Raw genomic sequence first — 15288 nt, 5'->3', positions numbered from 1 at the left:
CAGGGTTTCTATGCCCTGGAGCTAGTTGAAATGTAGGATTTCACCTGCTTCCCTGGAGCGGTCGGCATCAAAACCGGCCGCTCCTTGATTCCGTCGGAAGCCTCAGCGCGGCGTGATCGCCACCGCGCCCAGCAGCCCGGAAGGCGCATTCGCGGCACCTTCCACGAGCAACGCCACGATCCGCGCGCCCTGCCCGGCCGGCAGCGTCGCGTTCAGCGGGCCCGGCGCGGATCCGGCCTTGGTCGCCAGCAGCTTGCCGTCGACCCAGAGCTCCGCCTTGCCGCCGATGCTCTCGAACGCGATCGTCCCGCCTTCGCCGGCAACGCGCTTCCACGGCGTGAAGCGGGTGCGATAGACCCGCCAGCCCGGCTGCTCGGCCGGGGTCGACACGCCGCTGCGGACAAAGTCCCAGCTGTTATTGTCCCCATCCGCCGGCGCCAGCGAGGGCTCGGGCCGCGCGGCCAGCAGCGGCGACCGCCGCCACTCCCGCAGGTCCTGCACCTGGCGCACCACAGCCACCTGCGGACGCGGCTTTACATCGGTTCTCGCGATACTCAGCGAGGCAGGTTCGAATCCCTCCGCTTCCGCGCGGAGACCAATTTTCCCGGGTCCGGCATTGGCCCGGATCAGGATCTGGGCCAGCCCGTTGAACAGGGATCGCGATCCCGAGTTCGGCTGTACCTGCTCCGCCTCATGGCTGTTGGGATCGCCATTGCCGACGCCAAGGATGGTGGCGCCCTGGACGGTGAACCGGGTCATGAAATTGGCGGTCGGCACATGCCGGCCTTTGGAATCCACGGCGTCGATCGTGATCGCCTGGCATTCCTCGTCATCCCCGGCCATCAGGCTGCGGGCAGGCGTAAGCCGCAGGGCAACGGGCTTGCCAGCCGTCTCCTGGACGGCCCGGGCAACAACCTTGCCCCCCCGCATGGCGATCGCCTCGAGCCGGCCGGGCGCATAGGGCACGCTCCATTCATTGCCCATGATGCGATCGACCTTCTGCACCCCCAGCTCCCGCCCGTTCAGCCGCAGCGCGATGGTCTCGGCATTGCAGCTGACGAACACCTTGATCGCCTCGCCCTCCCTGCCCGGCCAGGTCCAGTGCGGCGCGATCCCGACGACATCCTGATCGTCGATCCAATGGGCGCGGTGGATGTCGAACGCGGTCTTGGGGAAGCCGCACAGGTCGAGGATGCCGAAGAAGCTGGCGATCGTCGGCCAGGCATAGGGCGTCGGCTCGCCATGATAGTCAAACCCGGTCCACACAAACCCGCCGGCAACGAAGGGCCGCTCGGCGATGTTCTTCCAGGTATCGCGATGCGTAGCCCCCCAGCTCGTCGCCTCGGTATCGTAGGAGGTGATGACGTGCCCGGCCGGATCGCTGGCAAAGGCACCACGCGTCTCATAGGCGCTGGTGTCTTCCGAGCTGGTGATCGGCTGGTTCGGGTGCAGCTTGTGGTATTTGTCGTAATCGGCCTGGTAGTAGTTGAAGCCCATCACGTCGAACTCGCCGGCGACGCTGACCTCGTTGTAGAACGACCCGTTCATCGCCCCGGTCACAGGACGGCTGCCATCTAGCTTCTTCACCGCCGCGATCATCCGCCGGACCATCTCGACGCCGGCGCCGGTGCCCTGCATCGGCTCCTCGTTGAACACCGACCAGAGGATCACGCTCGGATGGTTGCGATCGCGCCGCACCAGCCATTCGAGCTGGGCCATATAGTCGGGCGCGGGGTTGAACAGGCGGTTCTCGTCCATGACGAGGAAGCCCATCCGGTCACACCAGTCGAGCAGTTCGGCGGTGGGTGCGTTGTGCGACATGCGGATCGCGTTGCAGCCCATGTCCTTGAGCCGCTCGAGCCGCCAGCGATGCAGCGAATCCGGCACTGCGACGCCGACACCGGCATGGTCCTGGTGGAGGCACACGCCCTTCAATTTGACGTGCTTGTCGTTGACGAACAGCCCCTGGTTCGCATCGAAGCGGATCGTGCGGAAGCCGATCGCGGTGCGCCGCTCATCGATCGCCGCACCGTCCCGCAGTACCCGCGTCCGCACCGCGTAGAGCGTTGGGTTCTCGACAGACCACAGGCGCGGCGCTCCCGCGTCGAGCAGCAGCACCGCTTCCGCGCGATCCAGCACCGGCACGCTTGCCTTGACCTCGCCACGCGCGACTTCGCGGCCATCGGAGTCGAGCAGTACCGCTTCGACCACCACAGCCGCGGCCTCGCGCGCGACATTGGCCAGGGTCACGGTCACCGGCACCTGCCAGCGCCCGTCGACCTGGCGCGGGTCGCAGTGCACGCCGTCGCTGACGATCGCCACGGGCGGACGCCGAACCAGCCAGGCATGGCGATAGAGGCCGGCGCCTTCGTACCACCAGCCTTCCTTGGCATCGGCATCGACACGGATCGCGATCACATTGGTCTCTTCGCCGAAGCGCGCGAAGGGCGTCAGATCGACATAGACGCTGTTGTAGCTCGACCAGTTGTGCGCGACGGTGCTGCCGTTGATCCAGATCGTCGCATTGGTGGCGATGCCGTCGAAATGCAGCTCGAGCGTCTTGCCCTTGTCCGCCGGATCGAGGCGCAGCGTGCGGCGATACCAGCCGATCCCGCGCGGGCGATAGCCCTGCGAGACATTGGCGGTCTCGACGAAAGGCTGGGCCGCAGCCCAGTCATGTGGCAGCCGCACCTCGCGCCAGTCGCTGTCGTCATAACCGGTCGCCGCAGCGCCCACCGCGTTGCCCGCCTTGACGCTGAGATAGGTCTCGTGATGCCCCTGCGGCTCGGGCGTCGGGACATCGCCTTCATGGAAGCGCCAGCCGAGTTCGAGCAGAGTGCGCGAGGGATCGCCCTCGGGCAGGCGTGGTGCCACGCCGTTCAGCGGGCGCGGCATCGGGAAACCGTCACCTTCACCCTTCGCCCCGGCAACCGGCGCCGCTCCGGCTTCCGCCATGGGAACCGCCAGCAGAGCGCCGACGCCGACGCTCCCTTGCAGGAGTTGACGACGATCCATGACGATACTCCGACTGAGGCCGCTGCACCGCGCGACCCGAATGGCAAGGAAAGAAGGGCTAGATGTCGCTCAGCTCAGCCACGAAGTCATAGGCGTCGCCACGATAATAGGAGCGAGTGACCTCGGCCGGACGACCGTCTCGCAGGAAGGCGCGGCGCTCGATAAGCAGGCCGGCATGGCCCGCATCGACGCCCAGCATCTTGGCATGCTCGGCCCCGAACGGCACCGCGCGCAGCCGCTGGAGCGCGCGCACCGGGCGGTTACCCACCTTGTCCAGCGCGCTGTAGAGCGAGTCCTCAACGGCATCGACGGACGGCAGGCAATAGCCGGCGATCGTCGAGAATTCGAGCGCCATCGGCTCGTCATCGGCATAGCGGATGCGCGCGAAACGCAGCACCGGCGCGCCCGGAGACAGCCCCAGCATCATCGCTTCTTCCGGATTTACCTGACCCGGCGCGCGCGAAACCCAGCTGCTGCTGGCCTTGCGCCCGCGCGCCGCCATATCCTCGGTAAAGGACGAAAGCTTGGAGAAGCTCTTCTCGACGCGCCCGGCAACGAAAGTGCCGGCGCCCCGACGCCGGGTGAGCAGCCCTTCCTCGACCAGCCCGCCGATTGCCTTGCGCACGGTGATGCGCGACACGTCATATTCGGTGGCAAGATCCCGCTCAGGCGGGATCGCGTCCCCCTGGCTGAGCACGTTCGATCCGATGCCTTCGCGAATGAGCTGCTGCAGCTGGAGGTAGAGCGGGGACGGGTTGTCCTCGCGAAAACGCCCTAACTGTTCCGAAAATCCCATCAATCCTCCCCGGGCGTGCCCCCTGCGCACTCCGTTAGCCATGAAGCTAACGCACCAGCCCTGCCTCGGCAACGGCATGCTGTGGATTTATATTGGTAACCCTTACAATATCAATATTTCGCGCGCTTGTCTGCGAGCGCAATGCCCTTGCATGGGGAAGCTGCGACAAGACCCTATTGTGCCACAGGACTTATATTGGTTACACCGCCCCCCTCAGCCAATGTCATGAGCGGGAGGAATGCATGGGCAAATCTGGAGTTCGGCGAGCACGACATCTGGCCTGGGCAGCGCTGCTGGCGAGCCCGGCATCGTTTGCGCAGGAACTGCCGATCACGCCCCTCCCCGCGTCGGTCACGCTCGGCACCGGCGGATACACGGTGCGCGACGGCGCCGCGATCGGATTTCCGGAAGGGGATGCCGGCGCCGCGGCCGCCGCGAAGCTTCTCGCGGCGCATGTGAAGATCGAACGCGGCATCACGCTCGCACCGCAGCCGAACACCGCCGCGATCCAGCTGGTCCGCGACGACGCCGTGGCGGGTGAGGAAGCCTATCGCCTCACCGTCGACGCCAGGAGCATCCGCATCGCAGCCTCCGGCGATCGCGGCCTGCTTTATGGCGCGATGACGCTTTCCCAGTTGCTCAGCCCCGATCGCGCCTTCGGCAAGTCCGTCCTGGTTCGCAGCGCGACCATCGAGGATGCGCCGCGCTTCCGCTGGCGTGGGCTGCTGATGGACGTCGCACGCCATTTCCAGCCGATCGAGGAAGTATACAAGGTCGTCGACCAGATGGCGTCGGTGAAGCTCAACACGCTGCACCTGCACCTTACCGACGACCAGGGCTGGCGCTTCGAGGTCAAGCGCTACCCGAAGCTCACCGAAATCGGCGGCTGGCGCACGCCGCCGTCGAGCGGCGGTCCGGTCGGCTCGAAGCATGGCGGCTTCTACACGCAGGAGCAGCTCAAGGCGCTGGTCGCCTATGCCGCCGAACGTGGCGTGACGATCGTCCCCGAGATCGACCTGCCCGGCCATGCCCAGGCGCTCGCGGCCGCCTATCCCGAATTCAGCGTCTTCGCCGACGCGCCCGGCGTCGGGCACGACTGGGGCGTGATGCCCTATCTGTTCAACCCGGCGCCCGAAGGCATCGCGTTCATCAAGGACGTGATCGACGAGCTGATCGAGGTCTTCCCGAGCACCTATATCCATCTGGGCGGCGACGAGGCGATCAAAGACCAGTGGGAGCGCTCGCCCAAGGTGCAGGCGCAGATCAAGGCGCTCGGCCTCAAGACCGAGAACCAGTTGCAGAGCTGGATGATCGAGCAGTTCGGCACCTATCTCGCCGGCAAGGGCCGCCGCCTGATCGGCTGGGACGAGATCCTGGAGGGCGGCCTGCCCGCCTCGGCATCGGTCATGTCGTGGCGCGGCGAGAAGGGCGCGGTGGAAGCCGCCAACCAGGGGCATGATGTGGTGCTGAGCCCGGCCCCCCTGCTCTATCTCGACCAGCTGCAGAGCAACCTTCCCGACGAGTTGAATGGCCGGCTCGCGGTGCAGTCGCTCGAGAAGATCTATCGCTACGAGCCGGTTCCGGCCGGGATCGACGCAGAGAAGGCCAAGCATGTGCTCGGCGCGCAGGGCAATGCCTGGAGTGAGTATCTGATCACCCCGCAACAGGTGCAGCACGCCTATTTCCCACGCGCCGCGGCGATTGCCGAGATGACCTGGTCGGCCAAGGATCGCCGCGATTTCACCGGCTTCCTCGATCGCGTCCAGCCGCAGATCGCCCGCTGGCGCCGCTCGGGGATGGAAGTGGCTGACGGCGCCTTCGCGGTCGGCTACCAGCTCCAGGGTAGCCGTGGCGATGCGCTGCGTGCGAACAAGGCGACTGTCGCACTGGCCACCCAGGCGCCGTACGGCACGATCCGTTACACGCTCGACGGGCGCGAACCCACCGCCAAGTCGCCGGCCTACAAGGCGCCGCTGACGCTCAAGCCGGGCCTCACGATCCGCGCCGCCGCGTTCGACAAGAGCGGCAATGCCACCGCCGCGTCCCGCGCCTTCGACACCAGCCGCACCGCGCTGCTGACGCGCACCACCTCCGAGATGACCGCATGTCCGGGGGGCTCGCTCTATCTTCGCGTGCCGCTCACGCCGGACGCGACTGCCAATACGCCGGTCTACAATGTCGACCTGTTCAACACCTGCACTGCCTATCCGGCAGCGCCGCTCGACATCGCCCGGGGCTTCACCGTCAGCGTGGCGCGGCTGGCGCGGCACTGGGGCCTGGCGCACGACACCGGCAAGCGTCGCGATCCCTATCCGGCAACGATGCATGGCGAGCTGGTGATCACCGCGCGCTGCACCGCTGCTGCCACCGACAAGAGCATCAAGCCGATCGTGATCGGCAGCTTCGCGCTGCCCGATCCCGCGACGGCGCCCACCCAGTTCAGCTTCTCGGGCACGTTTCCCGAGATGCAGGGAGAGGACGACCTTTGCTTCCAGTTCACTTCGCCGGCATCCGCCCCCTTCTATACCGTCGAGAAGGTCGTGCTGACCGAGGGAGCCGCCAAGTGAAGCGCGCACTGCTCCTGCCGCTGCTCCTCGCCAGCACCGCTGCCTGGGCCGGCCCACGCGATACGGTGTCGCTCGACGGCGCCTGGGAAGTGCGCATCGATCCCGCCGATGCCGAAGCCGCGAAGACCCATCCCCGGGAAGCGAGCTGGTTCGCCGCGAAGGTGCCCGGCAGCGTCCAGCAGGATCTGATCGCCTCGGGTCGCGCGCCCGATCCGTTCAAGGGGATCAACCAGGCACCGATCCAATGGGCGGGCCTCACCAACTGGCAGTTCCGCAAGGTGATCGAGGTCACCCCGGAAATGCTCAAGCGCGATCATATCGACCTAGTGTTCGACGGGCTCGATACCTTCGCCACCGTGTCGCTCAACGGCCAGAAGCTGCTCACCACCGCCAATGCGCATCGCCGCTGGCGGATCGATGCGAAGTCGGCGCTCAAGCTCGGTCGCAACGAGCTGGTGATCGCGATCGCCTCGCCGATCCGCACGCTCCAGCCGATGGTGCTCGCCCAGGCCAATACGCTGCCCGGCGAATATGATTCCGAGTTCGGCGACGAGCCCAAGGGCAAGCAGACCTCGCCGTACATCCGCAAGCCCAAATACCATTACAGCTGGGACTGGGGTCCCCGCCTGGTCAATATCGGCATCTGGCGCCCCGCACGGATCGAGACATGGGACAATGCCCGGATCGACAATATGCGCGTCGATCAGGAAGCGCTGAACGATGCCGAGGCCCGGCTGGTCGCCCGCTACCGGATCGTCGCCGGCGCCAGCACCAAGCTGACCCTGCGCACCACCCTCACCGGCCCCGACGGCAAGAAGCAGACGGTGTCGCGCAGCGTCACCGTGGCGCCCGGCATCAACGAAGTCAGCGTGCCGCTCACCATCGCCTCGCCGCGCCGCTGGTGGCCGGTCGGCTATGGCGCGCAGACGATGTACGATGTGTCGGGCCAGCTCTCCGATCGTGACGGCAAGGCGGACAGCGTCAGCCACAAGACCGGGCTGCGCACCGTCGAGCTGATCCGCAAGGACGGCAGCTTCGGCTTCAAGGTCAACGGCATTCCGATCTTCGCCAAGGGCGCGAACCTGATCCCGTTCGACATGTTCCCCAGCCGCGTGCCGCGCGCCCAGATGCAGCAGGTGCTGCAGAGCGCGCGCGACACGAACATGAACATGATCCGCGTCTGGGGCGGCGGCTATTATCTCGAAGACGCCTTCTACGAGATCGCTGACGAGCTCGGTCTGATGATCTGGCAGGACTTCATGTTCGGCGGCTCGGTCACGCCCCCGGATGCCGAGTTCCGCGACAATGTCCGCGTCGAGGCCGAGGAGCAGGTCGAGCGGCTCCAGCCGCATCCTTCGGTGATCGCCTGGTCGGGCGGCAACGAGATCCTGGCCGGCTGGGAGAACTGGTCCGATCGCAAGGCGTTCAAGAAGCGCGTCGGCGCCGACGAGCAGGAGCGGATCGGCGTCGGCATGGCCGTACTGTTCGATCGCGTGCTGCGCGACGCGGTGATCACCCGCGCGCCCGGCACGCCCTATTGGAACAACTCGCCGGCCACCGATTATGAGGCGCCGACGGACACCGACAAGGATGGCGACCGCCATTTCTGGGACGTCTGGTCGGGCTCCAAGCCGGTCGAGCGCTATCTCGACAGCTGCCCGCGCTTCATGTCCGAATATGGCTTCCAGAGCATGCCGGGCCTGTCGACGATCCGCGACTTCGCGGGCGACGGACCGTTCACGCTGGAAAGCCCGGTGCTCAAGGCGCACCAGCGCTTCCTCTCGGGCGAAGGCAATGCCCGGCTCCAACTCTATCTCGACCAGCGGCTGCGCCCGGCGAAGGACTTTGCCGATACGGTGTACCTCACCCAGGTCAACCAGATGCAGGCGATCGACATGGCCGCGCGCCACCACCGCGCCTGCCGCCCGGTGACGCTGGGATCGCTATACTGGCAACTCAACGACACCTGGCCCGCCATTTCCTGGGCGAGCATCAGCTATGACGGCCAGTGGAAGCTGCTCCAGTACGCCGCCAAGCGCTTCTTCGCGCCCCAGGCGATCGTGACCGAGCACAAGGACGGCGCCACCCGCGTCGCGCTGGTTTCGGATGCGACCACCCCGATCGCCGCCGAATGGCGGATCCGTGCCTTCGACATGTCGGGCAAGCCGCTGGGCGAGCGCGGCGACAAGGTTTCGCTCACCCCGCTCGGCGCGCAGGAAGCCGCCAGCATCGCAGATGCGGACCTGTTCGCCGGTGCCGCGCCGGAGGCGAGCTATGCCGTCGCCGAGTTGCTGATCGGCGGCCGCCAAGTCTCGCGCACGATCGTCGAGCGCGCCTTGCCCAAGGACATGGCCTATCCCGCCCCCGGCCTCAGCACCCGCTGGGACGGCAAGCGGGTGACGATCACCGCCGGCGCACTCGCCCGCGCCGTCATGCTCGATTTCGGCACCGTCGCCGCGCACCCGAGCGACGACGGCTTCGACCTGCTGCCCGGCGAGAGCATCACGATCGAAGTGCGATCGGATGCCTCTGCCGAAGCGCTGCAAAGCGCCCTCACCCTGCGTACCCTGGGGACCAAGTAAATGATTCCGTTCCTGCTTCTAGCCGCTGCCGAGCCCGATCCGGATGCCGATGCGCTCGCCCGTGCGATCGCGACGATGACGATCGAGGAAAAGGCCGCCCAGCTCCAGAGCACTGCGCCGGCCGATGCCGAGGCGGACCTGCCAGCCTATGACTGGTGGAACGAGGGCCTGCACGGCCTCGCCCGCAACGGCTATGCCACTGTCTTCCCCCAGGCGATCGGCCTTGCCGCGACCTGGGACGTGAACCTGATGAACCAGGTCGGCGATGTCGTCGCCACCGAAGCCCGCGCCAAGTTCAACGCCAAGCCGCTGGGCGCCAACCGGCGCATCTATGAAGGGCTGACGATCTGGTCGCCCAACATCAACATCTTCCGCGATCCGCGCTGGGGCCGTGGCCAGGAAACCTATGGCGAGGACCCGTATCTCACCGGCCATCTCGGCGTCGCCTTCATCCAGGGTCTGCAGGGTCCGGACCCCCAATATCCCAAGGTGATCGCCACCCCGAAGCACTTCGCGGTGCATAGCGGACCGGAAGCGGGGCGCGACGGGTTCGATGTCGACCCGAGCCCGCAGGACCTGGAATCGACCTATCTCCCCGCCTTCCGCCTTGCGGTAACCGAGGGCAAGGCACGCTCGCTGATGTGCGCGTACAACTCTATCCACGGCACCCCGGCCTGCGCCCTGTCCGACCTGATGAACACGCGGCTGCGCAAGGACTGGGGCTTCAACGGCTTCACCGTCTCGGACTGCGACGCCGTCGCCAACATCCACATGTTCCACCATTACAAGCTCGACGCAGCGGCAGCTTCGGCCGCGGCGATCAAGGGCGGCAACGACTTCAATTGCGGTACCACCTATGCCGCGCTGCCCCAGGCGGTGAAGCGCGGTCTGGTGACCGAAGCCGAGATCGACACCGCGCTCACCCGCTCGCTTTCGGCACGCCAGGCGCTGGGCACGATCTTCGGCGCGACCAGCCCGTGGAGCCGGATCAAGCCGAGCGAAGTCGGCACGCCCGCCCACCGCGCGCTGGCGTTGGATGCCGCGCGCAAGGCGATCGTGCTGCTCAAGAACGATGCCGATCGCCTGCCGCTCAAGCCCGGCAGCCGCATCGCGGTGATCGGCGCCGATGCCGATGATCTCGGCGTGCTCGAAGGCAATTATCACGGCACCGCGCAGAACCCGGTGACGCCGCTCGACGGCATCCGCCGCCAGTTCGGCGCGGCCAATGTCGTCTACGCCCAGGGCTCGGTGCTCGCCGACGGCGCGCCCGTCGTGATGCCGGAGACGGCGTTCGCCGCCGATGGCAAGCCCGGGCTCAAGGCCGAGTATTTCGCCAGCCCGACGGTGAGCGGCACCCCCGTCGCCACGCGCCAGGATCGCCGGATCGACTTCAATTACACCCGCGTCGCCCCGCTGCCGCAGCTCGATCCCAAGGGCTTCGCGGTCCGCTGGTCGGGCGAGATCGTGCCGCCGGGCCCGGGCCGCTACACGCTGGCGATCGACATCCCGGCGTGCTGGAAGGACTGCAAGACGCATGACAGCGTGCGGCTGTGGATCGACGGCAAGCCGCTGCACGAGGGCCTGCTCGGCAAGGGTCGGGTGGAACTGCCATTCACCAGCGACGGCAAGCGCCATGCGTTCCGCATGGAGATCGACCATGCCGGCGAGGATGAGGGCCTGCGCCTGATGTGGCTCCCGCCCGCCGAGCCGCTGCTCGCGCAGGCGGTGACCGCCGCGAAGGACTCCGACGTCGTCGTCGCAGTGCTCGGCCTGTCGCCCGATCTGGAAGGCGAAGCGCTGCAGGTAACCGTGCCCGGCTTCGTCGGCGGTGACCGTACCGAGATCACCCTGCCCTTCGCCCAGCAGCGCCTGCTCCAGGCGCTGCGCGACACCGGCAAGCCGGTGGTGGTGGTGCTGACCAGCGGCAGCGCGGTCTCGATCGACCCGTCGCTCGCTGATGCGATACTCGCCGCCTGGTATCCGGGCGAGAGCGGCGGAACCGCGATCGCCGAGACGCTTTCCGGGCTCAACAACCCGTCGGGCCGCCTGCCGGTGACCTTCTACAAATCGGCATCCGACCTGCCGGCGTTCATCGATTACGGCATGAAGGAGCGCACCTATCGCTTCTTCACCGGCACGCCGCTCTGGGGCTTCGGCCACGGGCTGAGCTACACCAGCTTCGCCTATGACCAGCTGACCGCCAAGGCGGGCAGCACCGCAGCCCCGGTCGAAGTCACCGTGCGCGTGCGCAACAGCGGCGCGCGGCCGGGCGAAGAAGTGGTCCAGGCCTATCTGGTGCCGCCGGCGAGCAAGGCGCGCGGCAACGGCATGACCACGCCGGTGCTCCAGCGCGAGCTGGTCGGTTTCCAGCGCGTGTCGCTCAAGCCGGGCAAAGCGGGAACGCTGCGCTTCAGCCTAGACCCGCGCAGCATCAGCTCTGTGTCGCGCGACGGCACGCGCCAGGTGGTTCCGGGCGCCTATCGCCTGTGGGTCGGCGGTGGCCAGCCGGGGACTGCGCCGGGGCAATGGACCGACTTCACCCTGACCGGCGAAGCACAGGAGCTGCCCAAGTGATGATGGACCGCCGTACCGTGATCGGTGCCGGGCTCGCCCTCACCACCACGCCTGCCTTCGCCCAGAAGGCGACCGGCTTCACCAGCAAGCGCCCTGCCCCGACCGAGCGTAAATTCGTCAGCAAGTCGGTCGAGCGCGAGATCGTTCGCGTCTCGAAGAAGATCGGCGACACCAAGCTGCGCTGGATGTTCGGCAATTGCTATCCGAACACGCTCGATACCACCGTGGCGATGCGCACGATCGACGGCGCACCCGATGCGTTCGTGCGCACCGGCGACATCAACGCGCTGTGGCTGCGCGACAGCTCCGCCCAGGTGAAGCCCTATCTGCATCTCGCCAAGCAGGATGCGGATCTGCGCCGGCTCTATCACGGCCTGATCGCCCGCCAGTCGCGCTCGATCCTGATCGATCCCTATGCCAATGCGTATATGGAAGATCCCGCGGCGATGACCAATCTGAGCTGGTCGCTCGACGATCGCTTCCCGCTCAAGCCCGGCGTGGCCGAACGGAAGTGGGAGATCGACTCGCTCTGCTATCCGATGCGCCTCGCGCACGGATACTGGCAGGCGACCGGCGACAAGACGCCGTTCGATGCTCGCTGGGCCGAAGCGGCGCGCCTGAGCGTCGCGACTTTCCGCGAGCAGCAGCGCAAAGACGGCAAGGGGCCCTACCGCTTCCAGCGCAAGAGCCCGATCCCGACAGAAAGCCTGATGCTCGATGGCTATGGCGCGCCGACCAAACCGGTGGGAATGATCCATTCGGGTTTCCGTCCCTCGGACGATGCCTGTGTCTATCCGTTCCTGATCCCGTCCAACTATTTCGCGGTCACAGCACTGCGCGAGCTCGCCGTGGTCGCCAATGCCGCACGCGGGGATGCAGCCCTGGCCAACGACGCCGTCGCACTGGCCGACGAAGTCGATGCGGCGCTGCGCAAATATGCCCGGATGCGCCTGCCCGATGGCAGCGAAGTGATCCCGTTCGAAGTCGATGGCTTCGGCAACACGCTGTTCATGGACGACGCCAATGTGCCGTCGCTCTCGGCGCTCGCCTATCTCGGCTGCCTGAAGGCGGACGATCCGCTGTTCCAGCGCACCGCGGCTGCGGCGTGGAGCGACAACAACCCCTATTGGTCGCGCGGCAAGGTCGTCGAAGGCATCGGTGGGCCGCATGTCGGCCTCGGCCAGGTCTGGCCGATGTCGCTGGTGATGCGTGCGCTGACCTCGTCGGACGACGCGACGATCCGCCAGTGCCTGCGCATGATCCGCGACAGCGATGGCGGCACCGGCTTCATCCATGAGGCAGTCGACCAGGACGATCCCTCGAAATTCACCCGCGAGTGGTTCGCCTGGGCCAATGGCCTGTTCGGCGAACTCATCGTCCACCTCGCCGATACCCGTCCTCAATTGCTGGCAGAAACGCTGTGAACCCTACGCGTCGTCAACTCCTCGCTTCCACCGGCCTCGGTCTTGCCGCCACTGCCGCGCTTCCGGCACATGCCCGCCTGCCGGCCGTGCCGGTCAAGCCCAACCTGTTCATCGGCACCGGTGGCACCGGCCATACCTATCCCGGTGCCACCCTGCCCTTTGGCATGGTCCAGTTGAGCCCGGACACCGGCGTCGAGCGCTGGGAAACCTGCTCGGGCTATTACAAGACCGACACCTCGATCCTCGGCTTCTCGCACACCCACCTTTCCGGCACCGGCATCGGCGACATGCTCGACGTGCTGGTGGTGCCGTCGGCAGGTCCGGTGCAACTCCAGCCCGGCACGATCGAGAACCCCGATGCCGGCTATCGTCAGCGCTTCTCGGCCGAGCATGCCGAGCCGGGCTATTACCGGGTCGCGCTGGAAACCGGCGTCCAGGCCGAGCTGACCGTTACCGAGCGCACCGGCTGGCACCGCTATCGGTTCCCGGCGGGCAAGGGCCATGTGCTGATCGACCTGTCGCACCTGATCCTCGACAAGTCGGACTCGCCGCCGCTCGTTGACGAAGCGCTGCTCGAACTTGCCGCGGACGGCACGCTCAGCGGCACGCGCCGCGTGTTCCGCTGGGCCAAGGGGCGGCGGATCTTCTTCGCGATGCAACTGTCGCGGAAGCCCGATCGCATCACCTTCATCGGCGACGATGACGCTACCCAGCCGGCAGGCGCGACCCGCGTTGCGGGCAAGCGGCTCAAGGCCGTGCTCCAGTTTGACGATGCCGGCAGCGCGCCGCTTGTCATCCGCTGCGGCATTTCCGCCGTCGATGCCGATGGCGCCCGCGCCAATCTCGCCGCCGAGGCGAAGCATTGGGACTTCGACCGGGTCCGCCGCGATGCCGCCACGCTGTGGAGCAAGTCGCTCGGCAGCGTGAAAGTCGAGGGCGGCACGCCGGACCAGCGCACGATCCTCTCCTCCGCGCTCTACCATGCCCAGCTCGCACCTACGCTCGTGTCGGACGTCGATGGCCGCTATCCCGGCATGGACGGCAAGACGCAGACCGTGCCCGCCGGCGGCGCGGCGTTCAGCACCTATTCGCTGTGGGACACTTATCGCGCGCTGCACCCACTGCTCACTTTGGTCGCGCCCGAGCAGACCAAACTGCTGATCGACGACATGATCCGCCAGACCGCCCAGTCGCGCTTCGGCCCGCTGGTCTGGCCGCTGCAGGGCAAGGAAACCGGAACAATGATCGGCTGGCACGGCGTCGTCCCGCTCGCCGAGGCACATGCCAAGGGCATTCCCGCCGACTATGCCGCCGCCTGGCCGGCGATCCGCAAGCGCAGCTTCGACTTCACCGCGCCGGACAAGGACAACAGCCTTGGCCGCGACCTGTACGACAAGCTCGGCTATGTCCCGGCGGACAAGGTGTTCGAGAGCGTCAGCCGGACCCAGGAATATGCCTATGACGACTGGGCCTCGTCGCACCTCGCGCGCGTTGCCGGCGCGGCGGACGATGCCGAGCGGCTGCACAAGCGCTCGGGCAACTGGCGCAACGTCATCGACGGCAAGATCGGCTTCGCCCGCCCCCGCTTCGAGAATGGCCAGTGGTGGAAGGACTATGATCCCGTCCAGCTCGGCCACATGCCCAAGCCGTGGTGGCGCGACTATACCGAGGCGAATGGCTGGCAGGCGACCTTCCTCAACCAGCACGACATCTATGGCATGATCGCGCATATGGGCGGCGATGCGGCGTATGAGGCAAAGCTCGACGCGCTGTTCACCGCGCCCTCGACCCTGCCCGACAATGCACCGCCCGACATTTCGGGGCTGGTCGGCCAATACGCCCATGGCAACGAGCCGGACCAGCACTCCGCCTATCTCTACAGCTATGTCGGCGCGCCCTGGAAGACGCAGGCGATGATCCGCCGCCTGTGCACCGAGATGTACAAGAACGATCCCGACGGCATCATCGGCAATGACGATTGCGGCCAGATGAGCGCGTGGTTCGTGCTGTCGTCGCTCGGCTTCTATCCGGTCGATCCGGTCGAGGCCGTCTATGTCTTCGGCTCGCCGCTGTTCGAGCGCGCCGAGCTGCAGCTGGGCAAGGGCCGCAAGCTGGTGGTCGAGGCGCCGGGCAACCGCGCCGACACCCCCTATGTTGCCGCGGTGACCTGGAACGGCCGCCCGTGGCGCAAGAGCTGGATCTCGCACCACGACCTGGCCGCCGGCGGCACGCTTCGTTTCACCATGTCCGCCAAACCCAACCGCGCCTTTGGCCGCGCGCTCGCTGACCGGCCGCCGTCCTTCGGCCGCAGCCCCGCCTGATCCTGGAGA

General features: G+C 67.0%; 7 protein-coding genes. 5 read left to right on the top strand and 2 right to left on the bottom strand.

Annotated features, from left to right (window positions below):
• Positions 1–102 precede the first annotated feature (102 nt).
• Positions 103–3015, bottom strand: a complete 2913-nt coding sequence (galA, locus tag AC1RJ5_RS00490) for a beta-galactosidase GalA (protein ID WP_493111103.1) — start codon at positions 3013–3015, stop codon at positions 103–105.
• Positions 3016–3073: 58 nt separating this feature from the next.
• A complete protein-coding gene (locus AC1RJ5_RS00485; protein WP_269575570.1) occupies positions 3074–3811 on the bottom strand; it encodes a GntR family transcriptional regulator in 738 nt (245 codons plus the stop codon).
• A 242-nt stretch (positions 3812–4053) separates the two neighbouring features.
• On the opposite strand from AC1RJ5_RS00485, the gene AC1RJ5_RS00480 reads away from it, so the two are divergent.
• The 5 genes from AC1RJ5_RS00480 to AC1RJ5_RS00460 are packed head-to-tail and all read left to right on the top strand — an operon-like array spanning position 4054 to position 15279.
• Positions 4054–6378, top strand: coding sequence for a beta-N-acetylhexosaminidase (locus AC1RJ5_RS00480; RefSeq protein ID WP_493111101.1), 2325 nt, complete (start codon positions 4054–4056; stop codon positions 6376–6378).
• Positions 6375–8960 (top strand): beta-mannosidase, encoded by a 2586-nt coding sequence (locus AC1RJ5_RS00475; RefSeq protein WP_493111100.1) that lies wholly within the window; start codon positions 6375–6377, stop codon positions 8958–8960. Before AC1RJ5_RS00480 ends, AC1RJ5_RS00475 begins: the two co-directional genes overlap by 4 nt.
• Entirely contained in the window at positions 8961–11534 is a 2574-nt protein-coding gene (locus AC1RJ5_RS00470; RefSeq protein WP_493111097.1) for a glycoside hydrolase family 3 C-terminal domain-containing protein, read from the top strand.
• Positions 11534–12958: a glycoside hydrolase family 125 protein gene (locus tag AC1RJ5_RS00465; protein WP_342250514.1), complete on the top strand. Its 1425-nt coding sequence runs from the start codon at positions 11534–11536 to the stop codon at positions 12956–12958. Before AC1RJ5_RS00470 ends, AC1RJ5_RS00465 begins: the two co-directional genes overlap by 1 nt.
• Positions 12955–15279, top strand: coding sequence for a GH92 family glycosyl hydrolase (locus AC1RJ5_RS00460; protein ID WP_342250515.1), 2325 nt, complete (start codon positions 12955–12957; stop codon positions 15277–15279). The genes AC1RJ5_RS00465 and AC1RJ5_RS00460 overlap by 4 nt, the downstream gene beginning before the upstream one ends.
• The last annotated feature ends 9 nt before the right edge of the window (positions 15280–15288 follow it).

It is taken from the genome of Sphingomonas sp. GW822-FHT03G08 (assembly GCF_058801135.1).
The sequence above is the reverse complement of the archived record's forward strand: the minus strand, read 5'-3'. Positions and strand labels throughout refer to the sequence as shown.